Source organism: Pseudomonas sp. CFBP 13711, assembly GCF_014842265.1.
In the GTDB taxonomy this organism is placed as follows: Bacteria; Pseudomonadota; Gammaproteobacteria; order Pseudomonadales; family Pseudomonadaceae; genus Aquipseudomonas.
On sequence record NZ_JACYVI010000004.1, the window covers coordinates 391,509 to 415,548 of the forward strand.

At 61.0% G+C, this 24,040-nt stretch carries 19 protein-coding genes; 15 read left to right on the plus strand and 4 right to left on the minus strand.

All coding sequences use genetic code 11. The annotated features are described in order from the left end of the window. Nucleotides 1-30: 30 nt before the first annotated feature. The 3 genes from IFT47_RS10920 to flgA all read right to left on the minus strand — a co-directional run bounded on the left by IFT47_RS10920 (nucleotide 31) and on the right by flgA (nucleotide 1,797). Nucleotides 31-498, minus strand: a complete 468-nt coding sequence (locus IFT47_RS10920) for a flagella synthesis protein FlgN (RefSeq protein ID WP_074893095.1) — start codon at nucleotides 496-498, stop codon at nucleotides 31-33. Nucleotides 499-547: 49 nt separating this feature from the next. Continuing rightward, nucleotides 548-865 (minus strand): flagellar biosynthesis anti-sigma factor FlgM, encoded by a 318-nt coding sequence (gene flgM, locus IFT47_RS10925; RefSeq protein WP_192172656.1) that lies wholly within the window; start codon nucleotides 863-865, stop codon nucleotides 548-550. Nucleotides 866-1,035: 170 nt separating this feature from the next. Further along, entirely contained in the window at nucleotides 1,036-1,797 is a 762-nt protein-coding gene (flgA, locus tag IFT47_RS10930; RefSeq protein WP_192172655.1) for a flagellar basal body P-ring formation chaperone FlgA, read from the minus strand. 74 nt (nucleotides 1,798-1,871) lie between these two features. Here flgA and IFT47_RS10935 point away from each other — a divergent pair, with 74 nt between their 5' ends. The 7 genes from IFT47_RS10935 (at nucleotide 1,872) to IFT47_RS10965 (ending at nucleotide 9,690) form a co-directional block, all read left to right on the plus strand. Continuing rightward, nucleotides 1,872-2,804 carry a chemotaxis protein CheV gene (locus tag IFT47_RS10935; RefSeq protein WP_192172654.1) on the plus strand — a complete coding sequence of 311 codons (933 nt, stop codon included), beginning with the start codon at nucleotides 1,872-1,874 and terminating at the stop codon, nucleotides 2,802-2,804. 44 nt (nucleotides 2,805-2,848) lie between these two features. Beyond that, nucleotides 2,849-3,676 (plus strand): protein-glutamate O-methyltransferase CheR, encoded by an 828-nt coding sequence (gene cheR, locus IFT47_RS10940; RefSeq protein ID WP_192172653.1) that lies wholly within the window; start codon nucleotides 2,849-2,851, stop codon nucleotides 3,674-3,676. 1,062 nt (nucleotides 3,677-4,738) lie between these two features. Further along, nucleotides 4,739-5,146 carry a flagellar basal body rod protein FlgB gene (flgB, locus tag IFT47_RS10945; RefSeq protein ID WP_192172652.1) on the plus strand — a complete coding sequence of 136 codons (408 nt, stop codon included), beginning with the start codon at nucleotides 4,739-4,741 and terminating at the stop codon, nucleotides 5,144-5,146. 3 nt (nucleotides 5,147-5,149) lie between these two features. Next, nucleotides 5,150-5,593, plus strand: a complete 444-nt coding sequence (flgC, locus tag IFT47_RS10950; protein WP_133775926.1) for a flagellar basal body rod protein FlgC — start codon at nucleotides 5,150-5,152, stop codon at nucleotides 5,591-5,593. Nucleotides 5,594-5,608: 15 nt separating this feature from the next. Next, nucleotides 5,609-6,334, plus strand: a complete 726-nt coding sequence (locus IFT47_RS10955) for a flagellar hook assembly protein FlgD (RefSeq protein ID WP_192172651.1) — start codon at nucleotides 5,609-5,611, stop codon at nucleotides 6,332-6,334. A gap of 28 nt (nucleotides 6,335-6,362) precedes the next feature. Then, nucleotides 6,363-7,697 (plus strand): flagellar hook protein FlgE, encoded by a 1,335-nt coding sequence (gene flgE / locus IFT47_RS10960; RefSeq protein WP_192172650.1) that lies wholly within the window; start codon nucleotides 6,363-6,365, stop codon nucleotides 7,695-7,697. A 256-nt stretch (nucleotides 7,698-7,953) separates the two neighbouring features. Continuing rightward, a complete protein-coding gene (locus IFT47_RS10965) occupies nucleotides 7,954-9,690 on the plus strand; it encodes a flagellar hook protein FlgE (RefSeq protein WP_192172649.1) in 1,737 nt (578 codons plus the stop codon). 1,005 nt (nucleotides 9,691-10,695) lie between these two features. On the opposite strand, the gene IFT47_RS10970 is transcribed toward IFT47_RS10965, so the two are convergent. Next, a complete protein-coding gene (locus tag IFT47_RS10970; RefSeq protein WP_192172648.1) occupies nucleotides 10,696-10,875 on the minus strand; it encodes a hypothetical protein in 180 nt (59 codons plus the stop codon). Between the two features lie 271 nt (nucleotides 10,876-11,146). Here IFT47_RS10970 and IFT47_RS10975 point away from each other — a divergent pair, with 271 nt between their 5' ends. From IFT47_RS10975 to IFT47_RS11010, 8 genes are all read left to right on the plus strand, one after another. After that, nucleotides 11,147-11,887 carry a flagellar basal body rod protein FlgF gene (locus IFT47_RS10975; RefSeq protein ID WP_192172647.1) on the plus strand — a complete coding sequence of 247 codons (741 nt, stop codon included), beginning with the start codon at nucleotides 11,147-11,149 and terminating at the stop codon, nucleotides 11,885-11,887. Between the two features lie 47 nt (nucleotides 11,888-11,934). Further along, complete coding sequence (gene flgG, locus IFT47_RS10980) at nucleotides 11,935-12,723, plus strand: flagellar basal-body rod protein FlgG (RefSeq protein ID WP_065987266.1); 789 nt, start codon at nucleotides 11,935-11,937, stop codon at nucleotides 12,721-12,723. Nucleotides 12,724-12,820: 97 nt separating this feature from the next. Then, a complete protein-coding gene (gene flgH, locus IFT47_RS10985; protein WP_192172646.1) occupies nucleotides 12,821-13,534 on the plus strand; it encodes a flagellar basal body L-ring protein FlgH in 714 nt (237 codons plus the stop codon). 13 nt (nucleotides 13,535-13,547) lie between these two features. Next, nucleotides 13,548-14,657 carry a flagellar basal body P-ring protein FlgI gene (locus tag IFT47_RS10990; protein WP_192172645.1) on the plus strand — a complete coding sequence of 370 codons (1,110 nt, stop codon included), beginning with the start codon at nucleotides 13,548-13,550 and terminating at the stop codon, nucleotides 14,655-14,657. Between the two features lie 12 nt (nucleotides 14,658-14,669). Continuing rightward, a complete protein-coding gene (gene flgJ / locus IFT47_RS10995) occupies nucleotides 14,670-15,962 on the plus strand; it encodes a flagellar assembly peptidoglycan hydrolase FlgJ (RefSeq protein ID WP_192172644.1) in 1,293 nt (430 codons plus the stop codon). Between the two features lie 10 nt (nucleotides 15,963-15,972). Further along, nucleotides 15,973-18,015, plus strand: a complete 2,043-nt coding sequence (gene flgK, locus IFT47_RS11000; RefSeq protein ID WP_192172643.1) for a flagellar hook-associated protein FlgK — start codon at nucleotides 15,973-15,975, stop codon at nucleotides 18,013-18,015. Between the two features lie 13 nt (nucleotides 18,016-18,028). Then, nucleotides 18,029-19,618, plus strand: a complete 1,590-nt coding sequence (locus tag IFT47_RS11005; RefSeq protein WP_192172642.1) for a flagellar hook-associated protein 3 — start codon at nucleotides 18,029-18,031, stop codon at nucleotides 19,616-19,618. Nucleotides 19,619-19,738: 120 nt separating this feature from the next. Then, nucleotides 19,739-23,314, plus strand: coding sequence for a glycosyltransferase (locus tag IFT47_RS11010; RefSeq protein ID WP_192172641.1), 3,576 nt, complete (start codon nucleotides 19,739-19,741; stop codon nucleotides 23,312-23,314). Nucleotides 23,315-24,040 lie beyond the last annotated feature (726 nt).

The window sequence follows — 24,040 nt, forward strand, 5'->3', positions numbered from 1 at the left end:
CCACCACAGTGCGCACCTTGATACAAGAACTTACGCCTGGCTGAGCGGACGCGGCCTGGCCTTGCCCGACGTCGAACCGCGACTGTCGTACAGCGTGGGCGTGTCGCCGCCGTTGAGAATCCTCAACTGCTGTGCCGTGGTGAGTTGCTGGAGCTGGATGAGGCTGCCGTTCTGTTCGTTGGCCGCCTGGCATTCACTCATCAGCGCGCTGAGTTCATCGCCTGCGGTCAACAAGGCTTCACCCACTGACGAATGTTTCGCCACTTCTTCGAGTCCCGCGCGATTGGCGGGCAGACCCAGGCTGGTCATCAGCTGGGTACGTCGGCGTCCATGCTGCTCGAGCACGATCACCAGCGCCTGTTTCTGCGCCAGGATGTGTTCCATCTCGACCATATTGCGCCCGTGAAGCGCCACTGACTCGGCCTTCAGGATGTCCAGCAGATGCCGGGTTGGCGCAATGTCGTCCGTGATCAGTTGAAGCAATGTAGTGTCTTGCATCGCATGCCCTGGTGTTTAAGCGTCCAGAAGCCCCTGCGCAGACCTGGGGCTAGCGCTGGGCTTCGAAGTTAAGCAGTTTGCTTGCAACACGATTGCTGTCGACCTTATAGCTGCCGTCGGCGACCGCCTGCTTCAACTCAGCCACACGGGCGCTGTTGACGACAGGCTGATCACGCAACGAATCACTGATCTTCTGCAACTGTTGAGCTTCGCTGCTCAAATGTACTGCCTCACCGCTACCGGGCACGCTCGAGGTGCCGCTGACCGCTGCCGTAGCTTCGGTTTTGCTGGCTTCCTTGGTGCTGGCAGTACGTGTTGTACCGCCAACGGTAGTGGAGCTGTTCAAACGATTGAAGTCGATGACCATGATTGAAAAACCTCTGGGTTCTAGGACGCTTGCCTTGGTTTCGGCCAGACCCGGAATAACTTTAGGGCCCGTGCGAAAACAGTCTCGAATGGACTTCGCACGGAGCACAGGGGTTCCGAGTGTAGGAAAAGCGCAAGCGCAGCGCCAGAGGTCTTACCTTCACATGTCAGTTACATAGCGACCTCGACTTGCCCGGGCGCAACGATATTGGCCTTGATCACCCGTTGGGAGTTGAGGTTCTTCACCCGGATTTGCTCGTTGAAACCGCCGTCGGACAAGGCTTCGCCCGGCATGCGCACGCTCATTGAACCGCTGCGCGCACTGATCACCACCTGGTCGCCCTTATGGACCATTTGCGGCTGATCGAGGTGGACGGGCGTCAGGATCTGGTCGATGACCGTTGGTCGGACAACTTTTTGCCCGACTGCCTGATCGACTGAATCCAGGAAGCCTTGCCCCAGCAGGCTGACGTCGCGTTCGCGCAGCGCCACATCGTTTTCACTCACGATTGCGTCGCGCTTCATGGGCCGCACGGCCGTGACCACATTGCGGTAAAGGTGTACCTGGGCCGGCACAAACACCGTCCACGGGGACGTGCCTTCGCAGCGTATCTTCACGGTGACGCGGCCGATGGGCTGGGCCGGGCTTTCCAGTGAGGCTGTCAAATCCTTGTCGCACAGCGGCATGCGCAGACGCGGGTCCAGCTGCTTGACTTCAATTTCGTAGCGGCCGGCGGTTTGGTTGGTCGCCATGTAGTCTTCAACTGTGAATTCAAGAAAGCCCTGGGTCACGCCGATAAGTGTTTCAGGCAGGGTCATGTTGTCCGCGCGGCTCAGGCTGGCGGCACACAACAGACACAGCGCGACCAGCACGCAGACAAAGCTGCGGGTTGCGGGTGCCGGGCGTCGGGATACTGTCGTTTGTGTGTTCATGATGAGTAAATAGCAAGGCCCGTGCCGCTTACCGTTCCGGTAGCGCAATTGGTCGTTTTTGGGAGGTGTGGTGCATGGCTGGTGTGATGGATTCAGTAAACCAGCGCACTCAACTGGTCGGGCAGAACCGCCTTGAACTGTTGTTGTTCCGGTTGGACGGCAAGCAGTTGTATGGGATCAACGTGTTCAAGGTAAAAGAGGTGCTTCAGTGCCCGAAACTTACCCATATGCCCAAATCCAGTCCGATTGTGCGCGGTGTGGCAAATATTCGTGGCGGGACTATCCCGATCCTCGATCTGGCGTTGGCGACCGGTGGCAAGCCGCTGGCTGACATTACCAATTCATTCGTGATCATCACGGAGTACAACACCAAGATTCAGGGCTTCCTGGTGCATGCGGTGGAACGCATCGTCAACATGAACTGGGAAGACATTCATCCGCCACCCAAGGGCACCGGTCGCGACCACTACCTCACGGCAGTGACGCGTCTGGACAACCAGCTGGTGGAAATCATCGATGTCGAGAAGATCCTCGCCGAAGTGGCGCCGGTGTCCGAGAACATCTCGGTCGGCGTGGTCACGGCGGAGGTTCAGCACAAGGCTCTGTCGCTGCGCGTGCTGACGGTCGATGACTCCTCGGTGGCGCGCAAACAGGTGACGCGTTGCCTGCAAACCGTCGGCGTGGAAGTCACGGCGTTGAATGACGGTCGTCAGGCACTCGATTTCCTGCGCAAACTGGTGGATGAAGGCAAGAAGCCGGAAGAAGAATTCCTGATGATGATTTCCGACATTGAAATGCCGGAGATGGATGGCTATACCCTCACTGCGGAGATTCGCAGCGACCCGCGCATGCAGAAGTTGCACATCGTGTTGCATACGTCGTTGTCCGGCGTGTTCAACCAGGCGATGGTCAAGAAGGTCGGCGCGGATGATTTCCTGGCCAAGTTCCGGCCAGACGATCTGGCGGCGAGGGTGGTAGATCGTATCAAGGCGGCAGATATCAGCTGAGGAGGGGTTTTCCTCCTTGCTGTTCACATGATTTGAGAGGCGGCATGTCTACAGGTAATTTGGATTTTGATCAGTTCCGGGTATTCCTGGAAAAAGCCTGTGGCATTTTGCTGGGTGAAAATAAGCAGTACCTGGTTTCCAGCCGCCTCAACAAGTTGATGGAGCAGCAGTCCATCAAATCGTTGGGCGAGCTGATCCAGCGGATCCAGACTCAGCCGCGCAGTGGTTTGCGTGAGCAGGTGGTGGATGCGATGACCACCAACGAGACGTTGTGGTTTCGCGACACGTACCCCTTCGAGGTGATGAAGAACAAGGTCTTGCCCGAGGCGATCAAGGCCAGCCCCAACCAGCGTTTGCGCATCTGGTCGGCGGCGTGTTCGTCGGGTCAGGAACCGTATTCGCTGTCGATGACGATCGATGAGTTCGAGCGCAGTAACCCGGGGCAGTTGAAGTCGGGTGCGCAGATTGTGGCGACGGATTTGTCGGGTCTGATGTTGAACAATTGCAAGACGGGTGAGTACGACAGTCTGGCCATCGGCCGAGGGTTGTCGCCGGACCGTCTGCAGCGTTTCTTCGATCAGAAGACGCCAGGGCGCTGGACGGTGAAGGCGCCGATCAAGAGCCGTGTGGAGTTTCGTTCGTTCAATTTGTTGGACAGTTATGCGGCGTTGGGCAAGTTCGATATCGTGTTCTGTCGCAACGTGCTGATTTATTTTTCGGCAGAGGTGAAGAAGGATATTTTGCTGCGTATTCATTCGACGTTGAAGCCGGGGGGGTATTTGTTCCTGGGGGCGTCGGAGGCGTTGAACGGGTTGCCCGATCATTATCAGATGGTGCAGTGCAGTCCCGGGATTATTTATCAGGCCAAGTGATTGGCTGCGGTTTTGCTTTGATGAGAACCCCGCTTAGGCGGGGTTTTTTGTTTCGTGTTGGCGCTGGTAGGGCATCTGCCTCACGGCAGATATTTCGCCTTCGGCGAGTTACTTGATAAAGCCCCAAGTAACCTAGGGCTTTGTGCTCCTGGTTGGGCCCTTCCTTCGTCAGGGTTCCTTCACTCCGGTCTCGCTCCGTGGGCCCGCGCCGAACGGACATCCATGTCCTGACGGCGCTCTCGCCGCATCCTTGCGGCTCGGCCCACTCCGCGAGACCTGCGTTCAGCCTGCACCCAAGTCGCGTTCGGCGGTGACCGGACCGTTTGCGTATGAAGATCAACAGCACGGCAACGGCAACGGCAACGGCATTCGCGAGCAAGCTCGCTCCCACAGGTAGGGTGTCTGATCAGCAAAATAGCAAGCGCCTGCACTGGCCTCTTCCCGGCTAAAGCCGGTCCCACTAACAGCAGCGCATGCAGTCCGTAGGACTGGCTTTAGCCGGGAAGCCTTTGATCTGCTTTTGTTTTTGATCTTCGTACACAAAAAGTCCAGACACCGCCAATCGCGACTTGGGTGCCGGCCGAACGCAGACGACGCGGAGTGGGCCGAGCGGCATGGATGCCGCGAGAGCGCCGCTAGGACATGGATGTCCGTTCGGCGCGGGCCCACGGAGCGTCGTCGGAGTGAGGGTACCCTGAGGAACGAAGGGCCAAACCAGGAGCAAGCACCCTTGGTTACTTGGGGTGCTTTTCCAAGTAACTCGCCGAAGGCGAAACCAAGGCCGTTAGGCCGAGCCCAAAACATCAGCGCCGCCGAGTAGCGAGGGATGTACACAATGCAAGAGCCGACTCCGGCTTTTGAAAGCGGCAGCGTCGGCAACGGCAAAAAAACGGCACTGCTCTTGCCGCTTTCCTCCCATCGAGCGGAAATCCCTTGCCGCTTTTCTGTCATCCCCCTGCACCAACACCCCTGCAGCCCGCGAAAAACGGCAGTTCCAGCAAGTGGCACGCACATTGCTATAACTCCTGCACGTACATCTGGTCAGCCCTCAAAGGTCCCGACATGAGCATCAGTTTTGAAAACGCCCTCGGCATCCACGAAAAAGCGCTCAACTTCCGCGCCCAGCGTGCTGAAGTGCTGGCCAACAACATCACCAACGCCGACACCCCCAACTACAAGGCGCGTGACCTCGACTTCTCCAAAGTCCTGGCCGCCCAAAGCGACAAAAGCAACAACGGCCACTTCGCCCTCGACATGACCAATAGCCGTCACATCGAAGCCGAAGGCATGAGCGATGGCGAAGCCAGCCTGCTCTACCGCACCCCGTCGCAGCCGTCGCTCGATCAGAACACCGTCGACTCCCAGGTCGAAAACGCCAACTACGCCGAAAACGCCATCGGTTTTCAGGCCAGCTTTACCTTGCTCAACAGCAAATTCAAAGGGCTGGTTGCAGCCCTGCGCGGAGAGTAATCCATGTCCCTATCCAGTGTTTTCAATATTGCCGGTAGCGGCATGAGTGCCCAGAACACCCGACTCAACACCGTGGCCAGCAACATCGCCAACGCCGAAACCGTGTCCTCCAGCATGGACAAGACCTACCGCGCCCGCCATCCGGTGTTCGCCACGGTCTTCCAGGGCCAGGAATCCGGCGGCAGCGCCTCGCTGTTCGAAGACCAGGGTCAGGCCGGCACCGGCGTACAGGTTTCCGGCATCGTCGAAGACGCCTCCAACCTCGAAGCACGTTACGAGCCAAATCACCCGTCAGCCGACAAGAACGGCTACGTGTATTACCCGAACGTCAACGTCGTCAACGAGATGGCCGACATGATCTCGGCCAGCCGTTCGTTCCAGACCAACGCGGAAATCATGAACACCGCGAAAACAATGATGCAGAAGGTCCTGACCCTGGGTCAGTGATAAAGGGCGAAATCCATGACGGTCTCAAGCACAGACGCTACCTCGACGTTCCTCAAAGGGCTGCAAAGCACGACCCCCGGAACTACAGGCACCAGCACCAAATCCAGCACCGACACCAGCAGCCTCACCGGCTCAAGTTCGCTGGGTAAGGATTCATTCCTGCAATTGCTGGTCACGCAAATGCAGAACCAGAACCCGCTCGATCCTCAGGACAACAGCGAGTTCGTGGCCCAGCTGGCTCAGTTCAGCAGTCTGGAAACCATGCAGAACCTGAGCACCTCGGTCGACTCGATCAGCACCCTGTATCAGTCGTCCCAGGCGTTGCAGGCCTCGTCGCTGGTTGGCCGCTCGGTAACCGTGGACGCAGGTTCCACCTACGTCGACACCAGCAAGGCCATGACCGGTTCGGTGGTGCTGCCATCGTCCAGCGCCGACACCACGGTGAAGATCTACGACAGCACCGGTACCAACGTCGTGCGCACCATCGATCTGGGCACTCAGAAGGCTGGCACCACGTCCTTCAGCTGGGATGGCCTGGACGACAGCGGCGCAGCGGTGGCAGCGGGCAATTACAGCTTCGTCGCCAACGGCAATCTGGACGGCACCGCTACTAATCTGAGCACCTATCTGCCGGCGACAGTGAGCAGCGTGACCATGGGCACAACGGGCTCTGACATGACGTTGAACCTTGCCGGCGGCACCCAGGTGGCACTGTCAAAAATCAAGCAAATCGGAATTTAGAGCCGACTAGACGGCGCAGGAGTTAATCATGTCTTTCAATGTTGGTCTTAGTGGGCTCTACGCCGCAAACAAAAGTCTCGACGTTACCGGCAACAACATTGCCAACGTCGCGACCACCGGTTTCAAATCTTCCCGTGCGGAATTTGCTGACCAGTACGCCCAATCGATTCGCGGCACCTCCGGCGGCACCAACACCGGCAGCGGCGTCACCACCGCCGCGGTTTCGCAGCAGTTCACCCAAGGCACGCTGAACACCGGCACCGGCCGCAGCCTGGACCTGGCGATCAACGGCAACGGCTTCTTCATGCTGAGCAACAACGGCGAAAAGCTGTACACCCGTGCCGGCGCATTTCACACCGACTCCGCCGGCTACATCATCAACGAAGCGGGCAATAACCTGCAGGGCTACAGCGTTGACGGTCAGGGCAATGTCTCCACCGGCGTGCTGAGCAACCTGCGTGTGGATTCGTCGAACCTGGCGCCGAAAAGCACCAGCTTGATCACTGTCGCTTCCAACCTGAACTCCTCGTCGACGGTTCCGACGGTTGCGACGTTCTCGCCGTCCGACACCAACAGCTACACCACCACCTACAGCACGCCGCTGTACGACAGTCAGGGTAACGAACACACCCTCGACCAGTATTTTTCGAAGACGGGCACCAATACCTGGACGATGTACAGCCTGGTCGATGGCCGCAGCATCAGCGATCCAAACTCCACTACTGCTGACGCGACCGCAGTGACCTTCGATTCGTCGGGTGGCTTGATCACCAGCGGCACCGGCGCCCCTGATACCACCAATTCGCCAAACGTGAGCGTAGGTACTGACGGCGTCTTCTCGATCAACAACTGGGTACCGGCCGCCAAGACCACCGTCGGCAGCACCACCACCTGGTCAAGCAACGGCGCGTCCGCCAACGCGGGCGGGATCAAGCTCAATATGCTGGCGACCACCCAGACCAACGCGGTCTCGGGTGCAATCACCAAGACCCAGGACGGTTACGCCACCGGCCAGATCACAGCGATGAACATCGACGCCACCGGCAACATGTTCGCGACTTACACCAACGGTCAGTCCAAGGTGATCGGTCAGGTGTCGTTGACCAACTTCGCCAACGTTCAGGGGCTGGCACCCGCGGGCGGCACCAACTGGCGCGAATCGGCCTCGTCGGGCATCCCGGTCACGGGCGCTCCACAGTCGGGTACGCTGGGTTACTTGACCGGGCAGGCGCTGGAAGAATCCAACGTCGACCTGACCGGTGAACTGGTCAACCTGATCAAGGCGCAAAGCAACTACCAGGCGAACGCCAAGACCATTTCGACGCAAAGCACCATCATGCAGACGATCATTCAGATGACCTGATAGCGGTCCCTGGATACGTTCGCTGAAGCCCCTCTCTGAGGGGCTTTTTTTATGCCTTTTTTTTGACTGAAATATCGAGAGCCGTCCCACTCTACAACTGGAAACTTCCTACTTTCGTCTTTGCGAGAATCGAGATCGCTGACAAATAAATGCCATTGAGCGGCGTCGTTTACGCGGTCCGTTCGATTGCATTCCTTTGCCCGCGATCTCGATGCATTGACGAGCGTGTCGTTGAACAACGGCGCAGGGAGTGTTCATGTCATTCAACACAGCGGTTTCAGGGTTGCACGCGGCGCACAAGCGCATGGAAGTGGCCGGCAACAACATTGCCAACGTCCACACGTCCGGTTTCAAATCCTCACGCGCCGAGTTCTCGGCGGTCTATTCCTCATCCATGCTCGGGGGCAGCCGGACGGCCTCGGGTGATGGGGTGCAGGTGGCCAACGTTTCGCAGAACTTTGCGCCCGGCGGCGTCATCACCAGCGAGGGCAGGGCGCTTGATATGCGCATTCAGGGCAACGGTTTCTTTGTCATGAGTGACGCCGGTTCCATCAGTTACGGCCGGTCAGGGGCCTTCATCAAGGATGCACAGAATTTTGTCGTGGACTCCCACGGCAGCCGCTTGCAGGGCTATGGGGTGACAGACGCGGGGGAGGTGATCAGCGGCGTTCGCACGGACCTGAAGATCGACGCTGCCGACATGTCGCCCAAGGCCACCGGCAAGATGGAGCAGACCCTCAACCTGAATGCGGCGTCGCCGTCACTCGGCGCCATCCCGCGCTTCGACCCTGGCGACCCGACCACCTACACGCGGGTAACGGGGCGGCTGATTCAGGACGCCGGCGTTCCGCCACAGGATCACGAACTGAAGCAGTACTTCGTCAAGACTGAAGACGACAACTGGACGTCGTACATTCTCGTCGACGGCGTCAATCCGCTGGACCCCACCAGCACCGCTCCGCTGGAGATCGGTTTGCAGGTGTCTGCGGCGGGGAGGCTCTCGGTCACGGGTTCGACGGCGGCGGTGAAGATGATTTCCGACACCGAGTTGTCCCTGCAGAAGTGGCGTCCGGCGATCAACGTCAACGGCAGCTGGACCGCCAGCCCCGCGCCTGCGCCGGGCCCTATCTCACTGCCGTTGCTGGACGGTGGCCTGCCCGTGCTCGACCCGGCCGATTCGCTCATGCCGCGGCCCGTGCCGACCTTCAATCCGGCAGACATCACTACTTACACCAAGGCGTCCACCTACGGCGTGTTCGACAGCCTCGGCATGCGTCACGAGATGACCCAGTATTTTGTCAAAGACGGCAGCAACAGCTGGAAGATGCATACGCTGATCGACGGGCGTAACCCGCAGGACCCGACCAGTACGGCGCCGTCGACGGCAAGCATGCTGTTTGACTCCGGCGGCTCGCTGCAATCGCTGATCGGCAGTCAATGGCTGACCGCTGCCAACAACACCCTGACCCTCGAAGGCTGGGTGCCGGCCAAACCGCTGGACGGCAACAAACCGGGCGGGCGTTGGGGCGCGAACGGCGCGGTGGGAAATGCCGACGGGATTGTCATGGACTTCAACAAGATCAGTCAGCACAACGCCGCCACGGGCAGCATCAACCCCGTCATCGACGGCCACGCAGCGGGGCAGGCCACCCAGCTGACGATCGACAAGAGCGGCATGCTGATGATCGGGTTCAGCAATGGTCTGCACCGCAATGTCGGTCAAGTCATGCTTGCCAGCTTCGCCAACAACCAGGGGCTGCAGCCGGTGAGCGACACCCGCTGGGTCGAAACCCTGGCCTCCGGCGTCGCCAATTACGACTCGCCGGGCGTGGGCACGTTGGGCAGTGTCATCGGCCATTCGCTGGAGGGCTCCAACGTCACGTTGACCAACGAGCTGGTGGAGCTGATCCAGGCGCAGACGGCCTATCAAGCCAACTCGAAAACCCTCTCGACGGAGGCGGAACTGATGCAGACCCTGATACGCGCGACTTGATGCGGGATTTAGCGTGAACGCGAAGGTGGGACCGGCTTTAGCCGGGAAGGCGGCGTGTCAGACGGTTGATTCATCACAGGCAAACCGCCTTCGCGAGCAAGCTCACTCCTACAGGTCTTGCGTCGAGCAGGGATAGCCGGTGGTGCCGAGATCAGTGTAGGACCGGCTTCAGCCGGGAAGGCGGCGTGTCAGACAGTTGATTCATCACAGCTAAACCGCCTTCGCGAGCAAGCTCACTCCTACAGGATCGGCGTTCGCCGGGATTTCAGCGTCATGCGCATAACCTGTGGGAGTCAGCTTGTTGACGAATGCGGTGGGTCAGACGAGAGGGACGGCACAGACAAACCGCCTTCGCGAGCAAGCTCACTCCTACAGGTCTTGCGTCGAGCAGGGATATCCGCTTGCGCCGAGATCAGTGTAGGACCGGCTTCAGCCGGGAAGGCGGCGTGTCAGACGGTTGATTCATCACAGGCAAACCGCCTTCGCGAGCAAGCTCGCTCCTACAGGTCTTGCGTCGAGCAGGGATATCCGGATGTGCCGAGATCATTGCAGGACCGGCTTTAGCCGGGAAGGCGGCGTATTAGACGGTTGATTCATCACAGGCAAACCGCCTTCGCGAGCAAGCTCACTCCTACAGGTCTTGCGTCGAGCCGGGATAGCCGGTTGTGCCGAGATCATTGTAGGACCGGCTTCAGCCGGGAAGGCGGCGTGTCAGATGGTTGATTCATCACAGGCAAACCGCCTTCGCGAGCAAGCTCGCTCCTACAGGATCGGCGTTCGCCGGGATTTCAGCGTCGTGCGCATAACCTGTGGGAGTCAGCTTGCTGACGAATGCGGTGGGTCAGACGAGAGGGATGGCACAGACAAACCGCCTTCGCGAGCAAGCTCGCGCCTACAGGTCTTGCGTCGAGCCGGGATATCCGGTTGTGCCGAGATCATTGTAGGACCGGCTTTAGCCGGGAAGGCGGCGTGTCAGGCAATCAAGCTGCAGCAGATCAAAACCCGTCAAATCGAACAATCCGACTTCACATACGCGGCGCTGATCCGGGTCCAGCCTTTGCCCGGGCTGGTCTGGGCGCAGACGGTGCGGTGGGCGCCTTGCCAGAGGAAGTAGGGCGCCGGCGCCGCCCACACGGCAAACGAGCAGGCAATCAATGTAAAGAGCAGGGCGATGCGCAGACCCATGACAGTTTTCCGTAGCGACTCAAGCGAATTCATAAAACGCTGCAAGTTTCGCACCCCATGGAGAGTTTTCTGGCGCTCGCTGCCGTCGATTTGCAGGAAACCGGCAGTCCGCTGTCGCGCGGCGGCCCAAACCGGATCCCGGTCCGCCAAATGCCGCCGGAATCATTGAGGAATCAACGCTTTGTATCACCGCTGAAAAACTGGTTCGATTATTGCTATGACCTGTTCAGTACAGCTACAGGCGGCAAGCGTCTGTCGGAGGAGGAAGACTGTGGACAAGTTGCTATACGTGGCCATGAGCGGAGCGTCGGAAAACGCCATCGCCCAAAAGGCCCATGCCAACAACCTGGCGAACGTTTCGACCAACGGGTTTCAGCGCGACCTCGAACAGGCGCGCTCAATGCCCGTGTTCGGCGAGGTCAACCCGTCCCGGGCGTACGCCATGAGCGAACGTCCCGGCACTGACTTCAGCCAGGGTGCGATGGTCGACACCGGTCGCGATCTGGACGTCGCCGTCAAAGGCAACGGCTGGATGGCGGTGCAGACGCCCGACGGCGGCGAAGCCTACACCCGCACCTCCAGCATGAACATCGACGCCCTCGGCGTGTTGCGTGATGGCAATGGTTTGCCGGTCATGGGCAACAGCGGGCCGATTGCCGTGCCTCCGCAGCAGCAGATCGAGATCGGCGCCGACGGCACCATCAGCGTTCGCTCGCTGGGCGAGAGCCCGCAGGTCATGGCGCAGATCGACCGCATCAAGCTGGTCAAGGGCGACCAGACCACCATGGAAAAAGGCCCCGACGGTCTGATGCACACCAAAAGCGGCAGACCGGCCCAGGCCGATGCTGACGTGCAGGTCGAATCCGGGTTTCTGCAGGCCAGCAACGTCAACGCCGTCGACGAGATGACCTCGGTGCTGGCGCTGTCCCGCCAATTCGAACTGCACATCAAGATGATGAAGACCGCCGAGCAGGATGACGAGTCGATGGCTCGCGTCTTGCAAATGGGCTAATGACTGACAGCTTGCGCCGATAAACAGGCGCTCGAGGAGATTCAAACATGCTTCCGGCACTCTATGTTGCTAAAACCGGTCTGGCCGCCCAGGACACCAACCTGACGACCATTTCCAACAACCTGGCCAACGTTTCGACCACCGGTTTCAAAAGCGACCGTGCGGAATTCCAGGACTTGCTTTACCAGATCAAGCGTCAGCCAGGCGCCCAGTCCACTCAGGACAGCGAGCTGCCATCGGGCCTGCAACTGGGTACCGGTGTGCGCATCGTCGGCACCCAGAAAAACTTCACCGCCGGCAGCCTGCAGACCACCAACCAGCCGCTGGACATGGCGGTCAACGGTCGCGGTTTCTTCCAGATCCGTCAGCCTGACGGCACCCTGGCCTACACCCGCGACGGTACGTTCCACCTGGACAGCAACGGCCAGATCGTGACCGCCAACGGTTACGCGCTGGAGCCTGCGATCGTCGTTCCGCAAGACTCGCAGACCTTCACCGTCGGCGAAGACGGCACCGTGTCGATCACCACCTCGGCCAACACCGCCACGCCACAGATCATCGGTAACGTGCAGACCGCGGACTTCATCAACCCGGCCGGCCTGCAATCCCAGGGCGGCAACCTGTACCTGGAAACCGCTTCCAGCGGCGCACCTCAGGTCGGTACGCCGGGCCTCAACGGTCTGGGCGTGGTCAAGCAGAACACCCTGGAAAACTCCAACGTCAGCACCGTTGAAGAGCTGGTGAACATGATCACCACCCAGCGCGCCTACGAGATGAACTCCAAAGTGATCTCGACCGCTGACTCGATGCTCCAGTACGTGACCCAGAACCTGTAAGCCCTGTTTGAAACGCCTGATGTCCTGTTGCGAAACACCTGATCAATTCCAAGGGGCGCCTGAAAAACGCCTGCTACACCGCGAGGTTTTAAGTGTCATGAAACGGCTCTCTGTATTGCGGCTTTCCCTGTTGGCAGCTCCTGTGTGCGGTATCGCGCTGCTGACCGGCTGCGTTGCGCCTGCGGCCAAACCCAATGACCCTTATTACACGCCGGTGTTGCCGCGCACGCCGCTGCCTTCAGCGGCCAGCAACGGTTCGATTTATCAGGCCGGTTTCGAGCAGAACATGTACGGCGACCGCAAGGCCTATCGGGTCGGCGACATCATCACCATCACGCTTTCCGAGAAGATGGCTGCCAGCAAGGCCGCCAGCTCCGGGATCAGCAAGACCAGCAAAACCAGCCTTGGCCTGACCTCGCTGTTTGGCGCAGGCGTCAGCACCAACAACCCGGTTGGCGGCGGCAACCTCAGCCTGGACGCCGGATACACCGGCGACCGCGCCACCAAGGGTGACGGCAAGGCGGCGCAGAGCAACAGCCTGACCGGCTCGATCACCGTGACCGTCGCTGACGTCATGCCCAACGGCATTCTGTTGGTGCGCGGCGAGAAGTGGATGACCCTGAACACCGGTGACGAACTGGTGCGCATCGCCGGCCTGATTCGCGCCGACGACATTGCCACTGACAACACCGTGTCGTCGACTCGCATCGCCGATGCACGCATCACTTATTCCGGTACAGGCGCGTTTGCCGATTCCAGTCAGCCAGGCTGGTTCGACCGATTCTTCCTCAGCCCGTTGTTCCCTTTCTGATAGCGGGATAGCCATGATCACGTTCAAGCAACTGATAGCGGCAGCGCTGCTGTTCACCACCGCGATGGGCGCCCACGCCGAGCGCCTGAAGGACATCGCCAGCATTTCCGGCGTACGGACCAACCAGTTGATCGGTTACGGTCTGGTGGTGGGGCTCAACGGCACGGGTGACCAGACCACCCAGACGCCGTTCACCCTGCAGACCTTCAACAACATGCTCTCGCAGTTCGGCATCAAGGTGCCGGCGGGTTCCGGCACCGTGCAGCTGAAAAACGTGGCGGCCGTGGCCGTATACGCCGACCTGCCGCCGTTCGCCAAACCGGGTCAGCAGATCGACATCACCGTGTCGTCCATCGGTAACTCGAAAAGCCTGCGCGGCGGTGCCCTGCTGATGACCCCGATGAAGGGTATCGACGGCAACGTCTATGCCGTGGCCCAGGGCAACCTGGTGGTCGGCGGCTTCGATGCCGAAGGCCGCGACGGTTCGAAGATCACCGTCAACGTGCCGTCTTCCGGGCGCATTCCAGGCGGTGCATCGGTTGAACGTGCCGTGCCAAGTGGCTTCAACCAGGGCAACTCCCTGACCCTGAACCTCAATCGCAACGACTTCACCACCGCCAAGCGCATCGTCGACAAGATCAACGACATGCTCGGCCCAGGCGTCGCTCAGGCGCTGGATGGCGGCTCTGTGCGGGTCACCGCGCCGCTGGACCCCAATCAGCGTGTTGATTACCTGTCGGTGCTGGAAAACCTGGAAATCGATCCGGGCCAGACGTCCGCCAAAGTCATCATCAACTCGCGGACCGGCACTATCGTTATCGGCCAGAACGTCAAGGTGTCGCCGGCAGCCGTGACCCACGGCAGCCTGACCGTGACCATCACCGAAGACCCGATCGTCAGCCAGCCGGGCGCGTTCTCCAACGGCCAGACCGCCGTGGTCCCGCGTTCGAAGATCAACGCCCAGCAGGAAATGCACCCGATGTTCAAGTTCGGTCCGGGCACCACGCTGGATGAGATTGTCCGCGCGGTTAACCAGGTGGGCGCAGCGCCGGGCGACTTGATGGCGATTCTCGAAGCACTGAAACAGGCCGGCGCGTTGCAAGCCGACCTGATCGTGATTTAAGAGGCAAACTGAATGAGCATTCCAAGCGGCGGCGTTTCTTCAGGTGATTCAGGGGCGTACACCGACCTCAATCGTCTGACGGCCATGAAAACCGGTGATCGCGACAGCGAGGGCAACCTCAAGAAAGTCGCGCAGGAATTCGAGTCGCTGTTCGTCAGCCAGATGCTCAAGGCCATGCGTTCGGCCAACGAAGTGCTGGCCAAGGACAACCCGATGAACACCGCGGCGACGCGGCAGTATCAGGACATGTATGACCAGCAGCTGTCGGTGAGCATGTCTCGCGAGGGTGGCGGCATTGGTCTGCAGGACGTGCTCATGCGTCAGCTGTCGAAAAACAAGGGCGCTGAAGTCGCGCCGGCCACCGGGCTTGTGTCCGGCAACAACAAGACCACGGCAAAGGTCGACGGCAAAGCCGACGCGCCTGCCCAGACCGGTCTGGCCACGCACATCGCTCAGCGTCCGCTGTGGGCCACCCGTTCGGTGACTGCGCCCGCCGCAACCGACGGCACCGCGCACAGCGACGTGGCAGCGCTGAATTCCCGTCGCCTGTCGCTGCCGAGCAAACTCAGCGACCGCATCATGGCCGGCATCGTCCCGAACACCGCCACCGCCGCCGGCCAGGACGCGAGCACCAGCGCTACCACACTGAAGAACCGCATCGCCGTTTCCAATGCCGTGGCCGCCGCGAAAAGCGCAGGGTCTCAGAGCAATGGCGACTGGACCGTCGGGCCTCAGTACTCCGCCGACGCTGACGCTTATGTGCGCAGTCGCGTGCAGACACCGCTGGCGCCGGGCAAGAGTGCATTCGCCAACCGGGATGACTTCGTCGCCACGATGATGCCGCTGGCCAAGGACGCTGCCGCGCGTATTGGCGTCGATCCGAGCGTGCTCGTCGCACAAGCCGCGCTGGAAACCGGCTGGGGCAAATCGATCATGCGTCAGTCCGACGGCGGCAGCAGCCACAACCTGTTCGGCATCAAGGCCCAGGGCGGCTGGAAAGGACCGGAAGCCCGCGCGATCACCAGCGAGTTCCGTGACGGCCAGATGGTCAAGGAGACCGCGGACTTCCGCGCCTACGACTCGTACGCCAGCAGCTTCCACGACCTGGTGAGCTTCCTGCAGAACAACAATCGCTATCAAGAAACCCTGAAATCCGCCGATAACCCGGAACAGTTTGTGAAAGAGCTGCAGAAGGCCGGCTACGCAACCGACCCGTCCTATGCCAGCAAGATTTCTCAGATAGCGAAACAGATGAAGAGTTACCAGACCTACGCATCCGCCTCGGGCTCTTCCACGACTTTATAAGGTTTGAACCATGTCACTGATCTCAATCGGGCTTTCGGGACTCACCGCCAGCAGCGCAGCATTGACGACGATCGGCAACAACACTGCCAACGTCGACACGCAGGGCTACTCGCGTCAGCAAGTGATGACCGCCGCCGGGGCTCAGCAGAACATCGGCGTCGGTTTCATCGGCACCGGTACGACGTTGTCCGACGTGCGCCGCATCTACAACGGCTACCTCGATAACCAGTTGCAGACCAGCACATCGCTCAACGCCGACGCCACCGCGTACCTGAGCCAGGCCAGCAAGCTCGACTCGATGCTGTCCGACAGCTCGACCGGCGTGAGCACGGTGCTGGCGAAGTTTTTCACTGACCTGAGCGCCCTGGCGTCCGGGCCGACCGACACGGCTGCGCGCACGACATTTCTGACCAGTGCATCGGCGCTGGCCGGTCAGTTCAACACCATCTCGGCGCAGATGAAGGACCAGAACGCCAGCATCAATACCCAGCTGACCACGGCAACAGGGCAGGTGAATGCACTGGCGTCGTCCATTGCCGTCCTCAACAAGCAGATCACCGAGACCCAGGCTTCCGGCGGTCAGCCCAACACGCTGCTCGATTCGCGCACCGAGGCGGTACGTCAGCTCAATGAACTGGTCGGCGCCAAGGTCGTTGAAAACAACGGCAGCTATGACGTTTACATCGGCACCGGCCAGCCGCTGGTCACCGGCACCACCGCCAATACCCTGAGCGCCGTGCCCAGTGACAGCGACCCCAGCGTGTATGCGCTGAAACTGAAATATCAGAACAACGAAGTTGATGTCTCCAGTGTGGTAACCGGTGGCTCGCTTGGCGGGTTGCTGCGTTATCGCAGCGACGTGCTGCAGCCGGCCGCCAGCGAGCTGGGCCGTCTGGCGGTGGTCGCTTCCGACCAGATCAACAGCCAGCTCAACCAGGGTGTGGACGCCAACGGCAACTTCGGCAGCAACCTGTTTATCAGCGTCAATGACCCGAGCCTGACCAGCCAGCGCAGCCTTGCCAACACGACCAACGATCAGTCCTCGGGCAACTTCGCGGTGTCCATTGCCAACAGCGGCGCGCTGCAGACCAACGATTATCAGGTGACCTTCACCGATGCCAGCGGCCAGTACAGCGTCAAGCGGCTGCCGGACGGCAGGGACATGGGTTCGTACAACACCAGCGCCACCACTGCGCCGGTCATCGACGGCTTCTCGCTGAAATTCAATGGCACCTCCACCGAGGGTGACAGCTTCAAGATCAGCCCGACCAAGACCGGTGCCGACGGTATCAAGGTGGTGATGACCGACCCGAAAGCCATCGCCTCGGCCAGTCCGCTGACCGGCAGCTCCATCGTGAGCAAAGGCTCGGGCACGTTCACCCAGCCTGTCTTGTCGACCCAGGCCGACATCTACAACCCGACCGCGACGGCCGATCTGCGAAACGCGCTCACCGCCTCGACGCCGATGCGTTTGCTCATGGGCGATGTCACCAATGGTGCTCAAGCCTATACGCTGGTCGATGCGCAGGGCGCGGCGGTCAAAGACAAGTCCGGCAATGCAATCAAGGGGTCGATTGTTCAAGGCCAGTCCAACGACATCAGTCTGGAAGTGGGTTACACCGACTCGTCGGGTGCTGCGCAGTCGTTCAAGTTTGGCATGACCCTCGCCGGCTCGGCCAACAGTGGCGACACCTACAGCATCGCCATGACCGGCGCCGGGTCTCTGGACAACCGCAACGCGACCTCGGTCGGTACCCTGCAGACCAAACAGACCCTCGACAGCGCAGCCGGCAATGGCACGGGCATGAGCCTGAGCGGCGCCAACGCCAACATGATTACCACCGTCGGCAGCAAGGCGGCGCAGGGCAAGAATGATTCGACGGCCACCACCGCCGTCCTTACCCAGGCCAAGAGTGCGCGCGACAGCGTTTCCGGTGTTTCGCTGGATGAAGAAGCCGCCAACCTGGTCAAGTATCAGCAGTACTACACCGCTTCGTCGCAGATCATCAAAGCCGCTCAAGCCATTTTCAGCACGCTGATCAACAGTCTTTAAGGAATCGTAATCCATGCGTATCTCAACGACCCAGTTTTACGAAACCAGCGCCACGAACTATTCGCGCAGTTACGCCAACGTCACCAAAACCGGTGACGAAGTGGCCAGCCAGGTCAAGCTCAACACGGCCGGCGATGATCCGGTCGGCGCGGGCCGTGTGCTGCAGTTGCAGCAGCAGGGCACGATGCTCAATCAGTACAAATCCAACATCGACACGATCAATACCACCGTCGTGCAGACCGAGACGGCCTTGACGTCGATCACCTCGGCGATTCAGCGCGCGCAAGAGCTGGTACTGGGGGCGGCGAACACCTCGTTCACCGACAAGGACCGCCAGGCCAACGCCTCCGAGCTCAAGGAGTTGCAGGGGCAGATTCTCGGCCTGATGAACAGCCAGGACGCCGACGGCACCTACCTGTTCTCCGGGTCCAAGGGCACCACCGCGCCATACGCCGTCAGCTCCGACGGCACCTACAGCTATCAGGGCGACCAGACGCGCAACCTGCTGGCCGTTGGCACGGGCATCTCCATGGCCAGCAACACCACCGGCTGGGATGCATTCGAACAAGCGACCAACACCACGCGCACCTCAACGACCCTGGTCGCTGGCGCGGATGACGGCGTGATCTCGTTGTCCGGCGGCAGCGTCAGCAATGCCTCCACCTACGACACCAGTTTCACCGCCGGCCAGCCCTACAAGATCTCCTTCACCAGCAGCACGGCCTATACCATCTTGGACAAAAACAACCAGGATGTGACGGGTGAGGCGTCGGCCGCCGGCAAGTTTGCGTCCACCAGTTCGGCGAACCAGGCCATCACCTTCCGGGGCCTGGAACTGAACCTGAACATCAACTTGACCAAAGATCAGTACGCAAGCACCAGCGCCGCCGACGCGGCCGTCAAGGACCACACCTTCCAGCTGGGTGTTTCCCCCAGCACCGTGAGCACTTCGCGTCTGCCGGCCAACACCTCGACCGATGTGATCACCAGCTCGGTGGTGACCGATCAGGCCGCGTTCGACAAAACCTTCCCGTCGGGCGGCGCTGTCGTGCGCTTTACGGATGCCACCAACTTCAATCTGTACGCAGCGCCCTATGACCCGGCGACCAGCAAAGCGGTGTCCACCGGCACGCTGAGCGGTAACACGGCGACGGCCTCCGGCGTGACGTTCACCTTCAGCGGCACGCCGCCGGCGATGGCGGCAGGTGACCAGTTCACCGCGCAGTCTTCGACCCAGCAAAGCCAGAACGTGCTGAACACCTTGTCCAAGGTCATTACCGCGCTCAACGGCAAGGTCGATGGCGACCCGATTGCCCAGCAGAAACTGCAGGCCACGATGACCTCCACCATCGGTAACCTGAAAAGTGCGGCCGAGCAGATCATCAATGCCACCAGCGAAGGCGGTGCCCGGGCCAAGACCGCGACCGATCAGAGCGTGACCAACCAGACCATGATCGACAACGGCACCACCGAATCGGGCACGATCACCGCGTCCGACCCGGTCGATGCCATCGCCCGTCTGACCCTGCAGAAAACCATGCTGCAAGCCTCGCAGCTGGTGTTCACCCAACTGTCGGCGCTGAACCTGTTCAGCAAGTTGTAATCGGCCCAGCGGAGGGCGGCACCTGATCCACAGGTGTCGCCACCGTTGAGCGTCAACCGTATTGTCAGCGGTTATGCCGATCCTCTCCCCGGGGCGCGGCACCGCTCGTGAGTCCCGCCCGTGAATTCAGCTCCTCTCGTCAGCCTCGTCATTCCCGCCTACAACCCGCGCTTCTTTCAGCGAGCGCTTCAGGACGCCCTGGCCCAGACCTATAGGCCCCTTGAAGTGGTGGTCTGCGACGACAGCCAGACCGACGAGATCCAGGGCATCGTTGAAAAGTACCTGGACTCCAGCCCGGTCACCCTGCGTTACGTGCGCAACCCTACGCGTCAGGGTTTCGTCGGCAATCTGCTGGTGTGCCTGCACGAAGCGCAGGGCGAGTTCATCAAGTTTTTCTGCGACGACGACCGGCTTTTTCCGGCGGCGGTGGCGCGTCAGGCCAGCGTGCTTGTCGAGCATGACGACGTCAGCCTGGTGCTGGCCCAGCGTTATTTCTGCGACCCCCAGGACATTCAGCTGCCGGTGCGCATCGAGAACGCGCCGCTGGCCGAATCCAGCTCGGTGTTCTACGGCGCCGATCTGCTCTCCGTATTCGATATTTCGCCGACCAACTTCCTCGGCGGCTTCAGCAGCTCGTTGATGCGCCGCAGCGATGTGCAGGTGATTCTGCCGGCGCTCCGTGAAGTGGGCGACGGCTTCACCGCGCTGGTGGATTTCGTGCTCTACGTCTGTCTGCTCAAGCGCGGCAACATGGTCATGCTCAACGACGTGCTCAGCGCCGAGCGCTTGCACCCGGAGCGCTTCAGCCGTCAGCAGTGGGTCAGGGATCTGATCACCGACGAGCGTCAATGGCTGGGCAAGATGCTCAAGGCGCGCACCGGCGAAGACGCCCCCGAATACGGCTGGGTGCGCTTCGTGCCGCTGACTCAGGCGCTGGAGCAGCCCCGTGTCTGGCAAGAACTGCCCCTCAGCCGCATGCTCGGTGACCGACAGGCCGCCTTGCCGTGGCGGGTCGGCACCGACAGCGAAAGTTTTGCCGAGCTGTACCAGCAATGGTTGAGCTTCCGCACCCTGTTTGGCGCCGATCGCCTGCGCGTGGCGGATAACGTCGCGACATGGCCGTCGCAGCCGAAGATGGTGGCGGTGGTGCTCGACGAACACGCCAGTGCCGCCGGTGTGGCGCTGACCCTGGCCAGTCTCGACGCGCAGTTGTACGCCGCCGAACTGACCCTGGTGCTGTCCAGCGCTTGTGACGCGCCGGTGCTCGAAGGCCGTGTGTTCACCTTGCCGCTGCAGCCCGACTGGCTGGCGCAACTCAATGACCTGTTGCCTCAGCTTGAGCGCGGCGACTGGTGCTACCTGCTGCGGGCGGGGGATCGGCTCACCGATTGCGCGCTGCTGATCCTCGCCGAACGCGTTGCCCACTCGCCGGACGTGCTGTGCCTGTACGGCGACGAAGGCGCGCTGCACGAAGGCGAATCGGCCGAGCCGGTGTTCCGGCCTGACTTCAACCTCGACCTGCTGCGCAGTTACCCCTACGTTGGCCGGGTGCTGGCGTTTCAGATCGACGCGCTGGTCAGGCTAGGCGGTTTCGATTCCACCTACGGCGAACTGGCCCCCCACGACGCCATCTGGCGACTGACCGAAGCCCATGGCGTGGTGGTTCAGCACGTTTCGGAAATCCTCGTTGAGTCGCAGTTTCCCTTCCAGGCGTGGCTCGCGCTCGATGAGGTCATGTCGCAAAACGCTCCGGTGCTCGATGGGCATCTGCACCGCATGGGCATCGCCCATCAGCTGCGCGAGGTGGAAGGGCAGTGGGTCAATCACATTGATTACCTGAGCGACGCGCGTCCGCTGGTGTCGATCATCATCGTCCATCAGGACCAGTTGGCGGCGTTGCAGCGCTGCATCGAATCGCTGCTGTCGAAGACCGCTTACGCGCCGTTCGAAGTGCTGATCGTCGACTGCGCCAGTCAAAACCCGGAAGCGCGATCCTGGCTGGCGGACATGCAGCAGATCGGCGGCGATACCCTGCGCGTGCTGCATTACGAAGGGCAGGGCAACGGCGCCGACGTGCGCAACTTCGCCGCTGCCCACGCCCGCGGCGAGCACCTGCTGATGCTCAGCATCTACGCGGTGGTGGCCGATTCCGCGTGGCTGGGCGAACTGGTCAATCACGGCCGGCGGGAAGAAGTCGGCGTGGTCGGCGCCAAGCTGTTCACCCCCGAAGGCTACATCCTGCAGGCCGGGCTGATTCTGGGTTACCACGGCCCGGCCGGCCCTGCGTTTTTTGGCGAGCCACTGCACGCGCCCGGTCATCTGCTGCGGTTGCAAGCGGCCCAGGATCTGAGCGCGGTGGGCGGCCACTGCCTGCTGGTGCGCCGGGCCTTGTTCGAGCAGCTCGGTGGCCTGAACAGCAATGAATTCACCGGCAGCCTGAGCGAAGTGGATTTCTGCCTGCGCGTGCGCGAATCCGGCCATCTGGTGGTCTGGGCACCCCGTGCCGTGCTGGCGATCGGCGCCTCGACACCGGCGGAACAGGTGCGCGAAAAACAATCCCAAGTCGACGATCAGCACGCCTTCTACAAACGCTGGCTGCCGATCCTCGCCCGCGATCCGGCCTACAACCCGAACCTGCGCCTGACCGGTTCGTTCTATAGCCTGGAACCGGGCCTTAAAAAAGGCTGGAACCCTTATTCATCGCGCCGTTTGCCGAATGTGCTGGCGATCCCGGTCAACAGCACGGCGGTGGGTCATTACCGGGTGTCCCAGCCGTTTCTGGAGCTGGAAGCCGATGGCCGAATCGAAGGGCGGATGAGTTACGACCTGCCGTCGATCATCGAGCTGGAGCGTCAGTCGCCGGACGTGATCGTCGTGCAGTGCCGCTACAGCCAGAATTCCATCGATCAGGTCGCCAGCCTCAAGGCGTACTCCAACGCCCGGCGCATTTACGAGCTGGACGACTACGTGATCAGCGTGCCGAAAAAGAACGGCCACTTGCGCAGCATGCCGTCGAACATGGAAGCGATGGTGCGTCTGGGCACCAGCCTGTGTGATCGGGTGGTGGTGTCGACTGTGACGCTGGCCGATGCGCTGTCGGGGATGCACCACGACATCCGCGTGGTGCCGAACATGCTGGCTTCACAGCTCTGGACCGGCCTGCGCAGCCAGCGCCGGACCTCGAAGAAGCCTCGGGTGGGCTGGGGCGGCGGGACCAGCCATGCCGGCGATCTGGAAATCATCGCCGAGGTCGTGCGCGAGCTGGCCGATCAGGTCGACTGGGTGTTCTTCGGCATGTGCCCCGAGTCGCTGCGCCCGTACGTGCACGAGTTTTATCCGTCAGTGGGCTTGCTGGCCTATCCGGCCAAATTGGCGGCCCTAAACCTGGACCTCGCGCTGGCGCCGCTGGAACACCACATCTTCAACGACTGCAAAAGCAACCTGCGCCTGCTGGAATACGGCGCCTGCGGCTACCCGGTGATCTGCACCGACACCCGGGCGTACGACGGCTACCTGCCATGCACCCGCGTGATGACCAACAGCACCGCCGAATGGCTGGAAGCGATCCGCATGCACCTGGCCGACCCGGACGCCAGCTACCGCATGGGCGATGAGCTGAAAGAAGTGGTCATGCGCGACTACGTCCTGCGCGGCGACAACCTCCAGCACTGGGTCAACGGGTGGCTGGCGGATTAAGCACGGTGTTTCAGTAGGACCGGCTTCAGCCGGAAAGAGGCCTGAATGTGCACCCTCAATTTTGTGGTGTTACGCATGACGCCTTCCCGGCTAAAGCCGGTCCTACTGACGGTACGCGGTGTGAATGTAGGACCGGCTTCAGCCGGGAAGGGGCCTGCATGTGCATCCTCGATTTTGTGGTATTACGCATGACGCTTTCCCGGCTAAAGCCGGTCCTACAGTCGGTACGCGGTGTGAACGTGGGACCGGCTTCAGCCGGGAAGGGGCCTGAATGTGCACCCTCACTTTTGCGGTGTGACGTCTGACGTCTTCCCGGCTAAAGCCGGTCCTACTGACGGTACGCGGTGTGAATGTAGGACCGGCTTCAGCCGGGAAGGGGCCCGCATGCACACCCTCAATTTTGTGGTGTGACGCATGACGCTTTCCCGGCTAAAGCCGGTCCTACTGACGGTACGCGGTGTGAATGTAGGACCGGCTTCTGCCGGGAAAAGGCCCGCATGTGCACCCTCACTTTTGCGGCATGACGTATGCCGCCTTCCCGGCTAAAGCCGGTCCTACTGACGGTACGCGGTGTGAATGTGGGACCGGCTTCAGCCGGGAAGGGGCCTGAATGTGCACCCTCAATTATGCGGTGTGCCGAACGATGTAGTGGTCAACTAATTCCGGACACCTCGATAGGTGGTTTCAAGGCCATCGTCCGTTCGTAAACGGTCGGTGGCAGATAAC